Origin of the sequence: Acinetobacter rudis, assembly GCF_031157835.1 — a bacterium.
Classification (GTDB): Bacteria; Pseudomonadota; Gammaproteobacteria; order Pseudomonadales; family Moraxellaceae; genus Acinetobacter; species Acinetobacter rudis_A.
Genome location: NZ_JAVIDR010000003.1, coordinates 336,229 through 354,037 on the forward strand (window position 1 = coordinate 336,229; position 17,809 = coordinate 354,037).

Annotated in this window: 17 protein-coding genes; 8 read left to right on the top strand and 9 right to left on the bottom strand. The window is 32.6% G+C overall.

What is annotated here, in order from left to right; translation table 11 throughout:
- The first annotated feature begins 4 nt into the window (after positions 1 to 4).
- The 3 genes from RFH42_RS05450 to RFH42_RS05460 are packed head-to-tail and all read left to right on the top strand — an operon-like array spanning position 5 to position 2,568.
- Positions 5 to 841: a MetQ/NlpA family ABC transporter substrate-binding protein gene (locus tag RFH42_RS05450; protein ID WP_308974572.1), complete on the top strand. Its 837-nt coding sequence runs from the start codon at positions 5 to 7 to the stop codon at positions 839 to 841.
- Positions 842 to 851: 10 nt separating this feature from the next.
- On the top strand, positions 852 to 1,928 hold the full coding sequence (locus tag RFH42_RS05455; RefSeq protein ID WP_308974573.1) for a methionine ABC transporter ATP-binding protein: 1,077 nt from the start codon (positions 852 to 854) through the stop codon (positions 1,926 to 1,928).
- Positions 1,906 to 2,568 (top strand): methionine ABC transporter permease, encoded by a 663-nt coding sequence (locus RFH42_RS05460; protein WP_308974574.1) that lies wholly within the window; start codon positions 1,906 to 1,908, stop codon positions 2,566 to 2,568. Before RFH42_RS05455 ends, RFH42_RS05460 begins: the two co-directional genes overlap by 23 nt.
- Positions 2,569 to 2,684: 116 nt before the next feature.
- On the opposite strand, the gene RFH42_RS05465 is transcribed toward RFH42_RS05460, so the two are convergent.
- Positions 2,685 to 3,440: a phosphodiester glycosidase family protein gene (locus RFH42_RS05465; RefSeq protein WP_308974575.1), complete on the bottom strand. Its 756-nt coding sequence runs from the start codon at positions 3,438 to 3,440 to the stop codon at positions 2,685 to 2,687.
- 164 nt (positions 3,441 to 3,604) lie between these two features.
- Between RFH42_RS05465 and RFH42_RS05470 the strand changes: the two genes are divergently transcribed.
- The 3 genes from RFH42_RS05470 to bioB all read left to right on the top strand — a co-directional run bounded on the left by RFH42_RS05470 (position 3,605) and on the right by bioB (position 6,474).
- On the top strand, positions 3,605 to 4,135 hold the full coding sequence (locus tag RFH42_RS05470) for a lecithin retinol acyltransferase family protein (protein WP_308974576.1): 531 nt from the start codon (positions 3,605 to 3,607) through the stop codon (positions 4,133 to 4,135).
- Between the two features lie 119 nt (positions 4,136 to 4,254).
- Positions 4,255 to 5,358, top strand: a complete 1,104-nt coding sequence (queG, locus tag RFH42_RS05475) for a tRNA epoxyqueuosine(34) reductase QueG (protein WP_308974577.1) — start codon at positions 4,255 to 4,257, stop codon at positions 5,356 to 5,358.
- Positions 5,359 to 5,484: 126 nt separating this feature from the next.
- Positions 5,485 to 6,474: a biotin synthase BioB gene (gene bioB, locus RFH42_RS05480; RefSeq protein WP_308974578.1), complete on the top strand. Its 990-nt coding sequence runs from the start codon at positions 5,485 to 5,487 to the stop codon at positions 6,472 to 6,474.
- 58 nt (positions 6,475 to 6,532) lie between these two features.
- On the opposite strand, the gene RFH42_RS05485 is transcribed toward bioB, so the two are convergent.
- Entirely contained in the window at positions 6,533 to 6,742 is a 210-nt protein-coding gene (locus RFH42_RS05485; protein WP_308974579.1) for a hypothetical protein, read from the bottom strand.
- Between the two features lie 648 nt (positions 6,743 to 7,390).
- Here RFH42_RS05485 and RFH42_RS05490 point away from each other — a divergent pair.
- On the top strand, positions 7,391 to 9,022 hold the full coding sequence (locus RFH42_RS05490; RefSeq protein ID WP_308974580.1) for a long-chain-fatty-acid--CoA ligase: 1,632 nt from the start codon (positions 7,391 to 7,393) through the stop codon (positions 9,020 to 9,022).
- An 867-nt stretch (positions 9,023 to 9,889) separates the two neighbouring features.
- Here RFH42_RS05490 and RFH42_RS05495 read toward each other — a convergent pair.
- The 4 genes from RFH42_RS05495 to RFH42_RS05510 form a co-directional block, all read right to left on the bottom strand.
- Positions 9,890 to 10,129 (bottom strand): hypothetical protein, encoded by a 240-nt coding sequence (locus RFH42_RS05495; protein ID WP_308974581.1) that lies wholly within the window; start codon positions 10,127 to 10,129, stop codon positions 9,890 to 9,892.
- Positions 10,130 to 10,747: 618 nt separating this feature from the next.
- Positions 10,748 to 11,512: a hypothetical protein gene (locus RFH42_RS05500; protein WP_308974582.1), complete on the bottom strand. Its 765-nt coding sequence runs from the start codon at positions 11,510 to 11,512 to the stop codon at positions 10,748 to 10,750.
- Positions 11,513 to 12,167: 655 nt separating this feature from the next.
- A complete protein-coding gene (locus RFH42_RS05505; protein ID WP_308974583.1) occupies positions 12,168 to 12,524 on the bottom strand; it encodes a hypothetical protein in 357 nt (118 codons plus the stop codon).
- Positions 12,525 to 12,677: 153 nt separating this feature from the next.
- Positions 12,678 to 13,586 carry a LysR family transcriptional regulator gene (locus RFH42_RS05510; protein WP_308974584.1) on the bottom strand — a complete coding sequence of 303 codons (909 nt, stop codon included), beginning with the start codon at positions 13,584 to 13,586 and terminating at the stop codon, positions 12,678 to 12,680.
- A gap of 83 nt (positions 13,587 to 13,669) precedes the next feature.
- Between RFH42_RS05510 and RFH42_RS05515 the strand changes: the two genes are divergently transcribed.
- A complete protein-coding gene (locus RFH42_RS05515; RefSeq protein WP_308974585.1) occupies positions 13,670 to 14,647 on the top strand; it encodes an alpha/beta hydrolase in 978 nt (325 codons plus the stop codon).
- Positions 14,648 to 14,817: 170 nt separating this feature from the next.
- On the opposite strand, the gene RFH42_RS05520 is transcribed toward RFH42_RS05515, so the two are convergent.
- The 3 genes from RFH42_RS05520 to RFH42_RS05530 form a co-directional block, all read right to left on the bottom strand.
- On the bottom strand, positions 14,818 to 15,219 hold the full coding sequence (locus tag RFH42_RS05520; protein WP_308974586.1) for a hypothetical protein: 402 nt from the start codon (positions 15,217 to 15,219) through the stop codon (positions 14,818 to 14,820).
- A 404-nt stretch (positions 15,220 to 15,623) separates the two neighbouring features.
- Positions 15,624 to 16,010: a hypothetical protein gene (locus tag RFH42_RS05525; RefSeq protein ID WP_308974587.1), complete on the bottom strand. Its 387-nt coding sequence runs from the start codon at positions 16,008 to 16,010 to the stop codon at positions 15,624 to 15,626.
- 93 nt (positions 16,011 to 16,103) lie between these two features.
- Complete coding sequence (locus tag RFH42_RS05530; protein WP_308974588.1) at positions 16,104 to 16,460, bottom strand: hypothetical protein; 357 nt, start codon at positions 16,458 to 16,460, stop codon at positions 16,104 to 16,106.
- Positions 16,461 to 17,809 lie beyond the last annotated feature (1,349 nt).

The window sequence follows — 17,809 nt, forward strand, 5'->3', positions numbered from 1 at the left end:
GATCATGTCTAAAACACGTATAAACGCTCTTGGTTTTATTCTCATTCTTATCGCTATCATTACGCTCATTGCTGGCGTGGTGTTATACCGTGGTGCAAATCATCATGAACAGAAACAGACACTTAAAATTGGTATTAGTCCACCTTATGCCGAGCTGTTACAAAGTGTCGCAGATGAAGTTAAAACACAGGGCATCAATGTTGAACTGATTGAATTCTCTGATTGGCAAGCACCTAACATTGCTGTTCAAAATGGTGACATTGATGCGAACTTTTTCCAGCAACGTGTATTTCTAAACAATGCGATTAAACAAACTGGTTTTGATCTGCACAGCTTTGCAATTGGTAGTGGCAGTCATGTTGGCTTATATTCTAAAAAATATAAAACATTAACCGATCTTCCAGAAAAAGCCCGTGTCGTCATTCCAAGTGATCCTGTCAATTTGGCACGTGCTCTGATTTTGTTACATCGAGCTGGGCTGATTCAACTTAAAGATATAAACAATGAGCTGTCTACTTTACAGGATATTCGTTCTAATCCTAAACAATTACGCTTTATTGAAGTTGAAGGTCCACAAACAGCACGAGCAATTGATGATGCAGAGCTAATTTTTGGCTTTCCACATTATTTAAAGATGGCAAAAAAAGCCGATCCGCACAGTGCATTATTTTTAGACCCAACCGATAAGAAATACGCCATTTTATTTGTGACACGTAAAGACTATCAAGACACAGATCAAAAGCTTGCAACCTTTGTACATGTATTTCAAAACTCGGCAAAAGTAAAAGCCATTCTAGATCGTGATTTTGGCAAAAACATGTGGTTTGAAGGCTGGAAATAAGGAGAACATTATGGTCAGTTTTGGCGCTCAGGTAGATTTTGCCCTACCCCATATCCAAATTCGTCAGTTAAATAAATATTATGATGTACAAGGTACAACAGTTCATGCACTCAAGAATATTCATTTGGATATTCCTCAAGGCAAAATCTTGGGCATTATTGGTAAAAGTGGTGCAGGAAAATCCTCACTACTACGTACTATCAATGGATTAGAAGATATTAATACTGGAAGTATTCAGATTCATCATCAAGAGCTTACTCAGCTCAAACATGCTGACCTCATTCAATTGAGACAAAAAATAGGGATGATTTTTCAACATTTCAACCTCATGTCAGCAAAAACGGTCTATGAAAATGTAGCCCTACCTTTAAAAGTAGCAGCCTATCCAAAAGCTGAAATACAGGCCCGTGTCACCGAAGTCTTACAGCTTGTAGGCTTAGCTGACAAGGCTCAAAATTATCCTTCACAACTCTCTGGTGGGCAAAAACAACGTGTAGGAATTGCACGTGCTTTAGTACACCATCCTGAGATATTACTTTGTGATGAGGCAACCTCAGCTCTTGATCCTGAAAGTACATCAGTTGTACTCGCACTTTTAAAAAAAATTAATCAACAATTAGGAATCACCATTGTACTCATTACCCATGAAATGCAAGTCATTCGTGATCTATGTGAGCAAGTAGTTGTGATTGATCAAGGGGAGATTGTTGAATCTGGAGAAGTTTGGTCTGTTTTTTCTGCACCACAACAACATATTACGCAAGAACTACTCAAGCTAGAACAGCTCACACTTCCACTGCAATTTGAGGGCACTTATCAAACCATACACAGTCATGCCTTGTTGAAGCTCAGTTATGCAGCTTTAGTTTCAACTTCACTCGATATCAAGAGCTTATTTGATCAGTTTAATGGAGCAGTACATCTCTACCAAAGTCATGTTGAGGTCATTCAGAATCATCTTATTGGTCATTTCACCTTCACGATTCCAGTCAACCCCCCCGTCGATTTAACTCAACTGGGCCTACAGCAACACCCTCACATCACTCAACTCGAGGTACTTGGTTATGCACAGCTCCCAACTCATTGATTTATTACTCACTGGTACACTAGATACTTTAATGATGGTCGGTGTTTCAGCTTTTGTTGCTTTCTTTATTGGCCTTCCTATTGCGGTGCTTTTAGTCAGTACATCTGAACATGGTATTTATCCATCAAAGAGCATTCAAAATAGTTTAGGTTGGTTCGTCAATGTCACGCGTTCTATTCCTTTTTTAATTTTAATGGTTGCCTTAATTCCAATCACTCGCTGGATTGTTGGAACCAGCTACGGTGTTTGGGCAGCAGTTGTCCCACTAACACTTGCAGCGACACCATTTTTTGCACGCATTGCAGAAGTAAGTTTGCGTGAGGTCGATCAAGGATTAATCGAAGCTGCGCAAGCAATTGGTTGTAATCGAAAACAAATTATTTGGCATGTGCTATTGCCAGAAGCGCTACCAGGTATTGTTGCCGGTTTTACAGTGACCTTAGTAACTATGATTAACTCCTCTGCAATCGCTGGAGCAATTGGTGCAGGAGGCTTAGGTGATATTGCTTACCGATATGGTTATCAACGTTTTGATATGCAAATCATGCTCACCGTAATTGTTGTGCTTGTTGTACTGGTTATGTTTGTACAAGCAACAGGTGATTATGTTGCTCAGCAACTCGATAAAAGAAAAATCTGAATGTATTTAAATCATAATCACCCTTTTAAAGGTCGCTATACTGCAATTAAAGGGTGATTTTCTTGATGTTTAGCTTTGGATTTAAATGATATATCCATTTAAAAGTTTTGCTCTTTTTAGTTCAATTCTGCATGACATTGCTCATCTGCCAATAACGCCACAATTGGACCCAACTTAGCACGTTGAAGGTATAAATTTTGTGTAGGTAAGTAAATACTTGAAATAGAACCATCTAAATAGAGTGCTTGATCAATCGCCAAATCTTCCTTAAACACTTTAGCGAACTCATAAAAACTTACTGGGGTTCGGCTAATCACAAAATAGACTTGGTTGTTTTTTACACCAACTCCATTTCTTATTTTTAATGACTTTGAATCTTTTAAAAACTGTGGATTAATTTGCCCATTAATAACTAACATTGGTCCAGATTGAGTTGCATAATTGGCTACAAAATTTGTTGAGGCATAATCTGCTGTTGTTTTAATCACTGCATTTTGTTCATTCCATGCAAAAACACCATTAGGCTGCATGAAAAAGTTACCTGCCCCGTTGTCATAATTCAAGGGCGTGTAGCCTTGCCCCTGCTCAATATATAATCCTACAGGTTGATAATTAGCGTGATACATTCCTGCATTCATTGCAAATTGTAATGTTTTACAAGAGCCCAGATTTTTCTCTAACGATTTAAAATTATGATAAGGCCGATGCTGTGCATCATTTAAAAACAATTGTAAATTTTTTAATTGATCAATAAGCACAATATCCATATTTACTGTAGGTAAATCCACCCAAGTATATTGTGCTTGAGATTGACTACACGCTGTCCCTAGCACGCTAGAAAGCACAAATGAAAGTAGTCTAAATAATTTCATTACTAATATTGCCTCAGATAAAGCTTAAGTGTTTTAAAACTAGTTTGATCGCAAAATACCGAAACAAAACTGTGAATTATTTGACACCAGCATAGCAAAATTATATGTATAATGAACTGCGAGTTTCACTGTAAATGGATAGATAGTATTGGATTAGAGCCATTATGGAAAAGACAGCAAAGAAATATCCGCTCGGCGCACACTTAATTGTAAAAAGTTTTGGTTATAGTCACCATGGCATATATGCAGGCAAGGGTCGAGTTATCCATTATTCAGGCCTTGCACATTTTTTCAAAAAACAACCTATTGAAATTACATCACTAGAAAAATTTGCCAATCGACGTGCCATCTCTATACGAAATTATCATCAACCTAAATATAAAGGTCGTATCGTTGTAAAACGAATGCGTACTCGTATGCATGAAAATAATTATCATCTGATTATCAATAACTGTGAACATCTATGTAGTTGGGCAATTACGGGTATAGAAAGCAGCCCTCAAGTTGTAAAAATGATGAACCGCTTAACGACTATAGGCTATATTAGCTCTCTTGTTAGTTATATGAATAGTTTATTCTTAACCATTGCAACTACTTGCTTTGCACTTGTATTTTATATAAAGATGAAACTACGAGAAAAAGCAAAAATGGCAATACCCAATTATTTATTACTTAAACAGCAACAGAAAAAATAATCCCTTTACAAAGTGCAATTCACTGCGCCACATACTCTTAAGTTAGGCATGATGTAAGTCCTACATCAATTATGCTAAACTCCTTCAAAATTTAGCACTCATTTTCTTCCCCTTGCTCTATGTCCTCTCGCTCATCATCCCAACAAATTGTTTTACAAGAAACACTCTCCCCACAGCAGTTAAAAAATTGGATTTTTGAGCAAGCCCGATTATTAGGTTTTTCTGATTGTGTAATTGCCCAGCCAGATACACAAGCTGAGCTTGAGCGTTTCAAAGAATACCTCAAACGTGGGTATCATGCCGACATGGATTATTTAAAAGAAAATTTAGATAAACGTGCAGATCCCACACTATTGGTTCCAGGTACAAAAAGTATTATTTGTGTACGCATGGATTATTTGGTCACACGCCCTACGCCACGCTCTGTACCCAATATACCCAACCTTGGCATTATTGCACGTTATGCGCGTGGTCGTGATTATCATAAAGTGATGCGTGGCCGATTAAAAATACTTGCAACCAAAATACGAGAAAAAGTCGGTGAATTTGAGTCGCGCCCTTTCGCAGATTCTGCACCCATTTTTGAAAAAGCCCTAGCGGAAAATGCTGGTATGGGTTGGACTGGTAAACATACCTTACTCATTAACAAAAAATCAGGTTCTTTTTTTGTTTTAGGCGAATTATTTACTTCACTAGAATTGCCTTTTGATACACCAACTACGAAACACTGTGGTTCTTGCCAAGCCTGCATGGACATCTGCCCAACCCAAGCTATCGTTGAGCCTTATATGCTAGATGCTCGAAAATGTATTGCTTATCTAACCATTGAGTATAAAGGTATTATTCCAATTGAGTATCGCAGTGCGATTGGTAATCGCGTATTTGGTTGTGACGACTGTCAATTAATTTGCCCATGGAATCGTTATGCACAAATTACAACAATTGATGATTTTCATCCTAGACATAATCTAGATCAAGTTACTTTGCTCGAACTTTGGCAATGGGATGAAGAAACATTCCTATCTCGAACAGAAGGCAGCCCGATTCGTCGTACTGGATATCAAAGTTTCATGCGCAATATCGCCATAGGTTTAGGAAATGCACCTTATTCTATAGAAATCATACAGGCATTAATGCAAAAACGTGACATACATGATCAGGTCGTACAACCCCATATAGACTGGGCATTACAAGAGCAACAAACCAAAATTAAATTGAAGTAACACCAGTTGATTGATTAAAAATCAAAAAACGAATTGACACTAAATTTTGAAATTTTTTACCCTTTTCACTCGGCATATTTCATGTATGATCAATAAAGTTTTAGTTTTAAATATAATGGATAAAACATGCAAGTACGCAATGATTGGACTCGTGACGAAATACAAGCACTTTATGAACAACCATTTTTAGATTTGGTTTTCAAAGCCCAAAGCGTGCACCGTGAGTATTTTGATGCAAACACCATTCAGGTCAGTACCCTACTCTCAATTAAGACAGGTAAATGTCCTGAAGATTGTAAATACTGCTCTCAATCTGCCCGTTATGACTCAAAATTAGAAGCAGAAAAACGTATTGCTGTTGACAAAGTTATTCAAGAAGCTAAAGAAGCACTTGCTTCAGGTTCCTCACGTTTCTGTATGGGAGCAGCTTGGCGTAATCCGCACGAAAGAGATATGCCATATGTGCTTGAAATGGTCAGCGAAGTAAAAGCGCTTGGTTTGGAAACCTGTATGACATTAGGTATGCTCAATCAATCTCAAGCTGAACGACTCAAAGATGCAGGCCTTGATTACTATAATCATAACCTTGATACATCACGTGAATATTATTCTCATATTATTAGCACACGCACATTTGATGACCGACTTAATACCTTAGATCATGTCCGCCAAGCTGGGATGAAAGTATGTAGTGGCGGCATTGTCGGTTTAGGTGAAACCCGAGAAGATCGTATTGGACTTTTACTTGAACTTTCAACATTGCCAATCCATCCTGAATCTGTGCCAATCAATATGCTAGTTCCAATTGAAGGTACACCATTGGCAGATGTGGAAAAACTTGATGTTGTTGAGTGGATTCGTACGATTGCTGTTGCTCGTATCATTATGCCGCATAGTTATATTCGCCTTTCAGCAGGTCGTGAATCATTATCTGACTCAGACCAAGCACTTGCATTTATGGCTGGAGCAAACTCATTATTTTCTGGTGAAAAATTGCTAACCACTCCTAACGCTGGTGAAGGGAGAGATAAACAATTATTTAACAAACTTGGGCTAGTTGCCGAAAAAGCAAAAGCAAGTGTCCGCGAGTTATCTGTAGATGCAATGGCTGTATAAATAAATCACATTCAAGCTATTTAAAAGCCCGATTTACTCGGGCTTTTTTACCAACTGATTATGAGGTTAATAAAATACCATATGTTGCGTTCAAGTAATGTCCAACACGAATGATATCAATACCATTTGCATGCTCGACAGAAAGCTCTTCACGAGCAACGTCATAATGTAATGCATCAAAACAATCTTGATGTTCACTTAACCAATGCAAAGTATCTGCTAAATTTTCATCCACAATATAACTGAGCGCTTTAAAATCCTTCACCATTTTATATGACTTAAATCCAAATAGAATCTTACTGATATTATACTGATAGGTAATATTAAAACTAAATAGTGTGGTCCATTTATCTTCAAATTCGAAAGACGTATGTAATTTATTTTAATCAACGACTAAATGACAGAATAATTTATAAGTTTCAAAGCACCCATATTGTAATTGATTTTAAAAATAATCCCAATCTAGGTGCTAATCACCGTATGACAACTATTGGTGCAAAATACCACACTTACGACACTCTTTAATCAGTTGATTATTTTTACCAATCTCATACTCATAAGTATGTAAGCAAAATAGTTTTCTAAGTTTTCGAAACATATAGAGTAACTCCTTTTCCCTCACTCTCACCAACAAAGCAAATCATGTGCTTCTTGAAACATTAATGACAAATGAATGACATCAAATTACTTTTAACATAATTAATAAATTGTGCAAGACAAGTAGAGCACTTTTTACAATTTTTATTTTAGCTTACAAATCCGATGCGCTGAGTTAATGATAGTTTTAATAAGATTAAGTTTTTGGAATATTACTGATCAGTAAAAACTTAAGTTTTTCCTTTAGCTATTTTTAGGCTATATTCCATCTCATAGTGAGAAACTTTATTAATACCACCCACTAAAATAAGGATAAGTTATGCAAGGACGTATGATGTTTCAACCGCTACTTATTAGTAGCTTTATTGAACATGCTGCACAGTATCATGGTGATACTGCTGTTATTTCAAAAAATACTGATTTATCGATGACGCATACCACATGGTCAGAAGTTGCAAATAATGCGAAACGATTCGCTAAGGCATTAAATAGTCTTGGTCTACAAGCACATCATCGCATTGCAACAATTGCATGGAATAATCATCGTCATCTTGAAGCTTGGTATGCAATTTCTGGCAATCAAATGATTTGCCATACAATTAATCCACGTCTATTTCCTGAACAACTTATTTTTATTATTAATGATGCTCAAGATCGCGTTATTTTATTTGATAAAACCTTCTTACCATTAATCGTTGCAGTTAAAGCACACATTCCACTGGTAGAACATTTTATTTGTCTAAGTGACTATGATACAGATGTTATTGAGGCACTGCCTGAAGCACAGTTTTATGATGTACTTGTCACTAAACAAAATTCGGAATTTAACTGGCCAATCTTTGATGAAACCACAGCAAGCTCACTATGCTACACATCTGGAACTACAGGTAATCCAAAAGGTGCATTATATAGTCATCGTTCAACTGCTTTACATAGCATGGCTATTGCTCTACCAGACTCAATGGGATTATCAGCCAAAGATGTAATGATGCCTGTAGTACCAATGTTCCATGTCAATGCATGGGGCACACCTTATGCTGCGGCGATGGTTGGCAGTACCTTAGTACTTCCAGGACCAGGGCTTGATGGTACTAGTTTAGTGAATTTAATTGATCAATACCAAGTAAGTATTGCATTAGGTGTACCAACAATTTGGCAAGGTCTACTCACCGCAGCTAAAAATATGGGCAGTCAGTTAAGCAGTATGAAGCGCAATGTCGTTGGAGGTTCAGCCTGCCCTGCTTCAATGATCCATACTTTTAAAGATGTTTACAATTGTGACACTATACATGCTTGGGGAATGACAGAAACCAGTCCCTTAGGTACCGCAGCCCAATTAAAAACTAAACATTTAGGTCTTTCACAAGAGGAGCAAACCTATGTTCGTCTATCACAAGGTCGTCCACCATTCGGTGTCAGCCTAAGATTATGTGATCAAGAACAAGGAACAAATACGATTCCATCAGATGGAAAACAAACGGGAAATCTACAAATTAAAGGACACTGGATCATTGATTCCTACTTTGGTAAGGACCAATCTGCACTGACTATTGATGGTTGGTTTGACACGGGTGATATTGCCACCGTTGATATGGATGGTTATTTAAGGATCAGTGATCGCGCAAAGGATTTAATTAAGTCTGGTGGAGAATGGATTTCATCAGTCGAACTGGAAAATATTGCACTTGATTTTACTAATGACATTAGTATGGCTGCCGTAATAGCAGCCAAACATCCCAAATGGGATGAACGCCCTATACTAATTGCAGTTAAACACGCAGAAAGTCAATTAACAGAGGCTGAGATTCTTGAGTACTACGCTAAAAAGGTAGCAAAGTGGCAAATCCCAGACAAAGTCATTTTTGTACAATCTATCCCTCTTAATGGCACAGGAAAAATACTAAAAAAAGAGTTGCGTGAACAATTTGAGCATATACTGCTTGAAGAATAGGATAGGTCAACTAGCTTATGAAGACCTAGAATAAAGTAGACTTTCCTTGCACTAAAACTGGGCTTATTTACGCCCAGTTTTAACATACTTTATATTGCAGTTTAGCAAAAACGAAAACTATTACTTTTTTTTGACTAAAAACAAATATATTGTCCCCACAAATATGAACAAAGCTTTCTTTACTGTAAAACATGAGGTAATGATATCTAAAATAGATTAATAATTTTTTTTTATTGAAAAAAATAATCAAAGTATGATGAAAAACTTCTAAAAATTGATTTTTTTGTTAAATATCAAGTTGTTAAAATTATAGTGATTTACTCGGTATTTAATATACGAATGGTTAGTATTTCTACACTATCATCAAAAAATCATATAGACTAACTGCACAATTATAAAAAATAATAATTCAGCGCCATAATAATGTAAATATAGCTTTGAACTGAGCCTGTATGACCCTTGACCGCCATACAGGCTTTATTTTTCTAGCCTAAAAAACCCACTAAAACTTAGTGGGTCAAAAAAGAAAATTCAGCGCGATATAAACATGTATTTAATATACCACAATGAATTATAATTTCCAAAAAAAATATGAGCCTCTCATACTATATTAATTTCTCACGTACCTTACTCACACCAATTCCGCCTCCATTCCTATACTACTCGGACATTGGAACCTGAACAAAGTGTTCTGAATGCTTAGGCTGATCAAAGTTTTTCACTTTGATCAGCTATTCACTATGCTTTGATTCTGCTCTGCATAAAGTTATGACATTGAATACATAATTATTCAAATAAAATATATATAGTTCACAATCCTCCCACTCATTTTTCTGATTACTCAACATAGCATTGAATATAAAACTATTAAAAACGTAATTTGTCTTTTCTATTTATATATTTTTTAATTAATTCAATTGCTTCTGAGTCCGTAATACTTGTAGATATCCAGAAAACATACTTAATCTTTTCGATTGAAACCAACCTCCTAGCATACGTAGTTAAAATTGTTGTGTTTTTATCTTTTATTTTAAAAGAATTTTTACCATAAATTTGATTTTTCAAGACTTTGGAACCATTCCAAGGGCCACCGATACAAATATCCATAAACTCACTATCTTTTTGATATTTATCAATATATTATTTACATAAAGTCATTTATTTGCAGAATTTAAATATTATTTTAATTAATGATATATCATAGCTCCCCCCACCTACGTAAACTTAAAAACATATCACCGATAATAAATATAAATAATCTTAATTTTACACCCAATAGTATCCAAAATTAAACATTTCCATTAAAATAAAATATAAAAAATATGATTAAAACAATTAAACAGACATATTAAATAAAAAAATTATAATAAAAGTATTCTTAATTTTGAGGAAATAAAATAAAAACCATTTATTATTCGGATTTTTACTTTTTAAAAAAATATATAAGTTTTTAATATTCAATAACATATGATAAAAAACACAGTTAAATTTCATTTTAAACCAAGAACATACACTACATTTTACATATCAAAAATAACAGTTACCCATAATTAATTTCAATTAATTAAAATCAAAATTAAATTCATATGTAGCCAATTTAAAATAAACATTTCACTTTAATTTTAAATAAAAATCTCAATTAGCTGAGAATCTACTTACTTTATTATTAATTATCCAATTTAACATCATAGGTTCATTCAATCTCTTAGTAACGACTTTAATTTTCTATTTCCTTCTACAGATCGTTAAACAATAAATCAACTCTTTAAAGAGCTCTTTTTTATATGAATTTCTCTTATTCGCAATTTTTTTTAGCCGTCTATAATAATCAATTATATTGAAATTTCTAAAAACAATTGGATGATATAGCCCATTATTAATATTATTAAAATCTTGACTAATTTTTGTAATTACTGATATAGATGAAAAATTATAGCAATCATATGAAATATCTGAATATAAATGGTTTAGTGTAATGACATTGTAGTTTTTCATAAAACCTGCATTAACCATAAAAGCCTCATCATTTAAAAATAATTGATTACAGCCATTTAATGAGTAATACTGTACATACTTTATTCGTTCTAAAAATGCTTTTTGACAACACTCTTTTGAAATATAAACTATACTAAATAGAGCGATAAAGACTTCAGATATACCAAAATACTGTTTACAGGCATTGATAAATTTCCAGTGCTTATGTGCCCTATTTAAACGACCAATTAAAAAATCAACACCTAAAGCAATTGGTTTTTCAAAAAAAGCCCGTAAGTCTTCATATCTTATAAAGGCATCATCCTCAATTAGCCAATAGCCTTCATAGGCTGGACACTCTATCATCATTAAATATAGACAATAGTCACCACATAACCAACCAACCTTATCAACTCCAGCATACAACTTATTATTTTTTAAAAAATCAATATTAAGTGATAATTTTATATACTCCGATGTGTTGGTTTGAACTAAAGTTTCATCATATACAAACACCACGTCTATGCCATAGGATTTGTAATACTTATAAAGAAATCGTGATTGAGTATCAAACTTATTTGTTCTTATGCCAACGAGATATTTGCTCTGCACCATTTACACCTATAAACAAATATAAAGTCACAGCAATCATTATTGATTGCTGCATGATTTTTAATGTTTAATTTCAATAAGTTATTTTTTGGTGTTTTCTTTAGGCATTTTTTTAAAGTTATTTTGAAAGATTGATCTACACTAGTTTATATACGCCTTTTACTTCTCATTCCCAGATATTTATTATTTATATTAAACTTTAAGCATCATATATTTTAATAATTTATAAATTTTATTTTTATCAATAAAGTTTACTATTGAAAAATAGCATGTAAATTTTACTTTCAATTTTTCCATATAAAACAATATGTTATTTTTAAAGTTCAGTTCTAAAAGGAATAGTTTTTCTTGAAGATTATTGTATAGCAAACATATATCTCAATCACGGAGGATACCCTAGTTAGAATACTTCGCAATATTTTTCTGACAGCAGGAATGACAAATTAAAAATACATCTAAAAGCAATATGTTAAATTGAAATAAGAGGTAATTCTATATGTAGTCATATGCTTATAGATCGAAGAATATTAATCTCTACTTTAATAAACTTAATTATTTATCAATCGATTTCATCAGGTTCATCCATATGAAATTTATGTAAGATTCGATGAGCAATAGGTGCCAGAATTAATCCCATCGTGGTCATAAAAACTAAACTTGTAAACACACCATAAAAAGCAAAGAAAATCTTTCCAGAGAGACTTTCTGGAACAAAATAAGGTCCTATACCATTGGCAATAAAAGCACTATTCAACGTTGCGTCATGCCAGTGTATTTCAGAATCAAATGTCAAATGTCCAACAACACCGATAAATAAAGTAATCACGGTGAGAATAAAGGCATAACCCAAATGAACAAACATACGTTTCAAAAAAGCGCTAAAAGAAATTAATGGCATATTTTTTGATTCATACATGAGTGTAATCTCCCAATATTTCTATCTTTGTCGCTACTATAACATCTCTCTAAATAGCATTAACCTATAGCCACTCCAGCATAACTTTTCAAACAAAACGAAATAAAATTTCATAACCGAGCTTGCAACTTACAATTGTCTTTATTTTATTGATCAAACTTCAGATCGTATAGTTTCAATCAATGCATGAAGTGCATTAGATACATGTCGGTGCCCTGGATAGTAAAGACTCAACCCATTATATATAGGACTATAATCCTCAAGAACAATTACAACTTGCCCACTGTTCAGATAAGTTTCAATAAGATGTTCTGGAACAAATGCAATACCGATCCCATCTTTAGCAGCCTCAACCATTAAGTTTTGATCTGTTAACGTTAATGGCCCTTTAACATTAAATTTTTTTATTGCCCCATTAATACTGAATTCCCACTGAAAAATTTCACCACTTTCAAAACGGAATTTTATACAGTCATAATTATATAAATCATATGGACTCACTGGCATTCCAAATTTATCAAGATATTCAGGCGAAGCTACTGCTATAAACCTTTCATATGGTGTTAAACGAATGGCAACCATTTCTTGAGGAATATCATCACTAAGCCTAATACCAGCATCAAAATTTTCTTCAACAATATTAATCATTCTGCCATTGCTGACAATATCTAAATGTACATCTGGGTTAGCATCTAAAAATTTTTTTAAAATAGGCTTTAATATCATTTTTACAGCACCCTCACTGGCATTTATCCGTAAAATACCATTTGGTTTATTTCTAAACTTATCCAATTGATTGACAGCATTAGTAACACTCTCCATTGCAGGTTGCAGGGAAAGAAATAATTGGTTGCCAGCATCGGTTAGTGAGACACTCCGAGTTGTTCGATTAAACAAACGAACAGATAATCGATCCTCTAAATTTTTAATAGTATGGCTTACAGCTGATGGGGTTAAATTAAGCTCTACCGCAGCTAATCGAAAGCTTCTCTGAGAAGCTACGACTAAAAAAGCAGTCAGTGCAAACATATCTCCACTTTTTAATTGATGATTATATTTCATTAGACTATGCGATTTTATGAGATTGTATTCAATAATATTCTAAATTTAGAATCGAAGTACATTTTAATTATGAGTGAAAGCGCATGTCTATACATGGTAACTATACTAAAGAAAAAGTCACTTTTGATTCACATGGTGACCTCATTGTGGGGGATGTATATAAACCATCAAGTGCTGGTCCATTTCCAACGATAATTATTTTAGGCCCATATTCATTCCAAAAAGAGCAAGCTCCAACTCAATATGCAACAAGACTAGCTGATGAGGGCTATTTAACATTAGTATTTGATCCTCGAACAGTAGGTGAAAGTAGTGGATTACCACGTCGTCTTGAAAATCCAAAAATGAAAAATGAGGATGTTATTTCCGCAATTCAATATGCATTAACACTTACCGACGTAAACCCAAATCAAATTTACTTGCTTGGTATATGTCAAGGTGGCCCTCAAATGTTAGATATTGCATCATATGAAGATAAGGTCAAAGCAGTTGCATCTATTACAGGGTATTATCGAGATCATGAAACAGATCTCTTTATGATTGCTGCGGGCGTAACAGAAAATCCATTTGACACTACTCAAACTCCATCAATTTCCGAATTAGAAACACTTTACGTAAAGCGAATACAGCGTGCAAAGGAAGCTAAAACATTATATGAAAACACAGGCGAAGTAATATACCATCCATTAGTTTCTCCAAAGCTTGGTGACAGAGTTAATGGTGCATTAGTAGGATTGCCTGGACCTTTAGTATGGAGTTGGTATGGTGCATGGACAATGAAGGGTTGGGAAAATCGATATGCTATCATGAGTGACTTAGACCATTTCGCTTACTCAACAGTGAGTGGCATAGCTAAATTAAATAAACCTGCGCTAATTGTACATTCTGATATGTGTATGAACCCCGCTTCAGCTCGCAGACACTATGACTCCATTCCAACACATGATAAAAAATTAATATGGGAAAATGACACTCATCATTTTCAGTACTATGAACAACCAGATATAGTAGATAGAACAGTAGGTTATATTAGTAATTGGTTTAAATCACATACACAGTAACATGCAATTTATCATCTAGAGTTATTAGGTATTACGTTTTCACTAATCAGTTAGTTATAATTTTAATTAAATAACGATTAGGTGGTTTGATTACCACCTAATTTCGTATCAATGATTTTTATACGCAACAAATAGGCAGTTTATTAATTTCATATTAAGCCGTTATATAGTTAACTACCTAAGTTTATTCCAGAGATGTCCAAGGTCGGTTGAGGTACTGGTGCATCCTTATGAACCAATTTGTAGTCCTTTTTGTTGTCGCGAACCGGGCATCCTCTTGTTCCCCATTTTGTCACAACACCTTTTTCTATCTGAAAAGCGTTAATACATGCCATATAGATATACGGATTTTGTGAACGAAAATAAATAATTTTTGTATTATTGGATTCAGATTGAGTTCTAACAGGCACTCCCCAGTGTGTTTGTAGTTCTTGTTCTGATTTGCCAACCCATGTATTTAAAATATCATTATGCGTCTCATAGCGCTGAGTACTTCCAGTCAGCGTCCCTGTCGGAGACAAAGTACATGCAGTTAGTACAATGGATACTGACAATAGTAGTAAATTTTTCATGATCACCTCTAATTATTTTCAAATAATATTATAATAGTTTGCTTAATAAATACTTTCAAATTAAACATTGGTTTAAAAAATAAATGACTTATACTATTTTAATTCAATGTGCAACATAGGAACCTTCTGTTCTACTCTGCACTATGTTAGTAGAAAAATATAAATAATAACTTCATGTAGGAAAGATTTTTTTGATCATTGCTTGCGTGAATTTAAATAATATACCCAACAATAAAAAATATAATTATATTACATGATTGTTTTCAATTAATTATTCTAAATAAATTAGAATATAAAATATTTAGATATAAATACCACCAACAACCCTTAAAAAATATTAATTCAACACCCACCTAAGTAGGCGTATTAAAAAATTTCAAATATACAATAACAAATGTACTCATTCAAATACCCTTGCCATACTTTTGAGAAACAATAGCTAGAAGTTCTTTTGCCTGTTCATTTGGCAAACTTATATCAAACCAAAAAATTAAATTTCGATTTCCAATTGTAATTAGTCTTCTTTCATAAGTAATTAACTTACCATATGAGTCTTTAACATTAAAATGTTCTTTTTGACTGTTACATTTTAATACCTTACTACCATTCCATGGCCCACCAATACAAACATCCATAATATATAAAGCCCAATAATCAAACCAAGACAATTTAACAGTGACTATATAGAGCATTATGATAAGCACTCTATTTAAGTTCAAAGTTAATTTAACAAACCAATAAAATAATAATGAACAACTAAAATAAAATTGTCCAGAAATATCCAGTGCCACAAAAAACAATGCATCTATTAATAGTAAAAAATATTAATTTATCTCTTTTAAATGATAAAAATATAGAATAATAATAAATCTTTACTATTTAAATCAAACCAATGTACGCATATGTTTCATCACAGGAGCATATACTTTTTGTTTAGTATTTATCGCAAATGAAATATGATGCGAATACAATGGATAGTCAAAACCTAATAATTTACTATTTTCATAAATTAATTCATTAATATGATAAAAATAACAAATCCTTGTCATCTTCTTAACCTCAGGATTATTATCCTCTGGTAATAATTTTAGCTCCTTACTTACTTGTTGAAAGTATGAATTCAATTTTTTATTAGCATCAAAAGCTTTTCTTAAAAGATCCTGATTATTTATCTGCTCCACTATTGGTTTTGAGATTTTCTCAGTACTTCTTCCACCAAATTCTCTATTAACCCAATCCACGAAAACAAACTCCTTAATATGTTAACTATTATGCTACAACACTAAAACATTAAATTCAATCCAACTCACTTATTAAAAATAAAGATAGAGATTAATTAATAACCTTATTGGAAATAACGTGCAATTTTTTTTATCCAATGATCTCAATATCAATCTAAATTATAGAGACATAAAATATTACTATAGCTTTATTCTTAATTATGTAATTTTGGGTCCACAACCTATCATAAAGAAAATTTAAAATAAAAATATATTTACAACCGTTTGATTTATATAGTTTTTTAACAAAAAACATATGAGTATTTACCTATAAAACTATAAATTCAAATATTATTTTACAGTTAAATCTTTATAAATTTTCATGCTTAAATGTCTACACTTGCATAATGTTTAGGTTCTTTTAAATGTAATACAACCACTCATGGAGCATATCTCCCCTCTTTTTTCTATTAATTCATCTTAATCTTTGTCTATTTATTATTAGTTTTTATCTTTTTACTATAACTAAACAAAATTTAAAAATAAAACTTAAAAATAGTTCACAATTCAGCACCAAAGAACAATAAAAAATATTGATTTTTTGCTCCACATGAAAATAATATTACTATTTATTTAAATATTTAAAAAACTCATGGATTCACTTTTTTATTATATAGTCAGCCATTCAATCTTATGTAACCAATGTTAGTTATAGAATAATTTTTTTCTTTTTTAAATTTTTATAGGTCTTTATAACTACTTCATTACCATTATTTTTATTATAAATAAGTCACGTAAATCTCTATAATTTTCAATTAATTTATGTATGTCACTAATTTTAATTTAAAATTTTCCCACTTACCCTCCTGTAACCGATTGATGAACCATTTCTTAACCCACCATATACCAATATAAAAATATATTAAATTTATTATTTTTAAGATTACTTACACTATATTTGTTAATTATTTTAAAAATTTAATATGGTTTATGATATTTTATATAATTAACAGAAAATATTACCTCTCTTTTCTTACACAGTATCAATCATCAAAAACATTTCAAATATCATAACAACAAGAAAAATATAAACTGGTTTTATTTTTCTAAACCATTTAAAATTAGACTTTAATTTTCCATGAAAAATTAAAAAATCATTAATTTACATATAGCACGCTTATTAATTAAATATTTTTTATTTTAGAAGATAAAATCCCATATTTAATACTTAACTTGAATTTTATATTGATGTTAAAATAAAGACACTCATACAACAATATCAAGTAAACTTACAAAATTCTAATTAGTAAAATTTCACCATAAACCCAGACAATTTTAATATAATGTCTTTTTAATATTTTTAACACAAT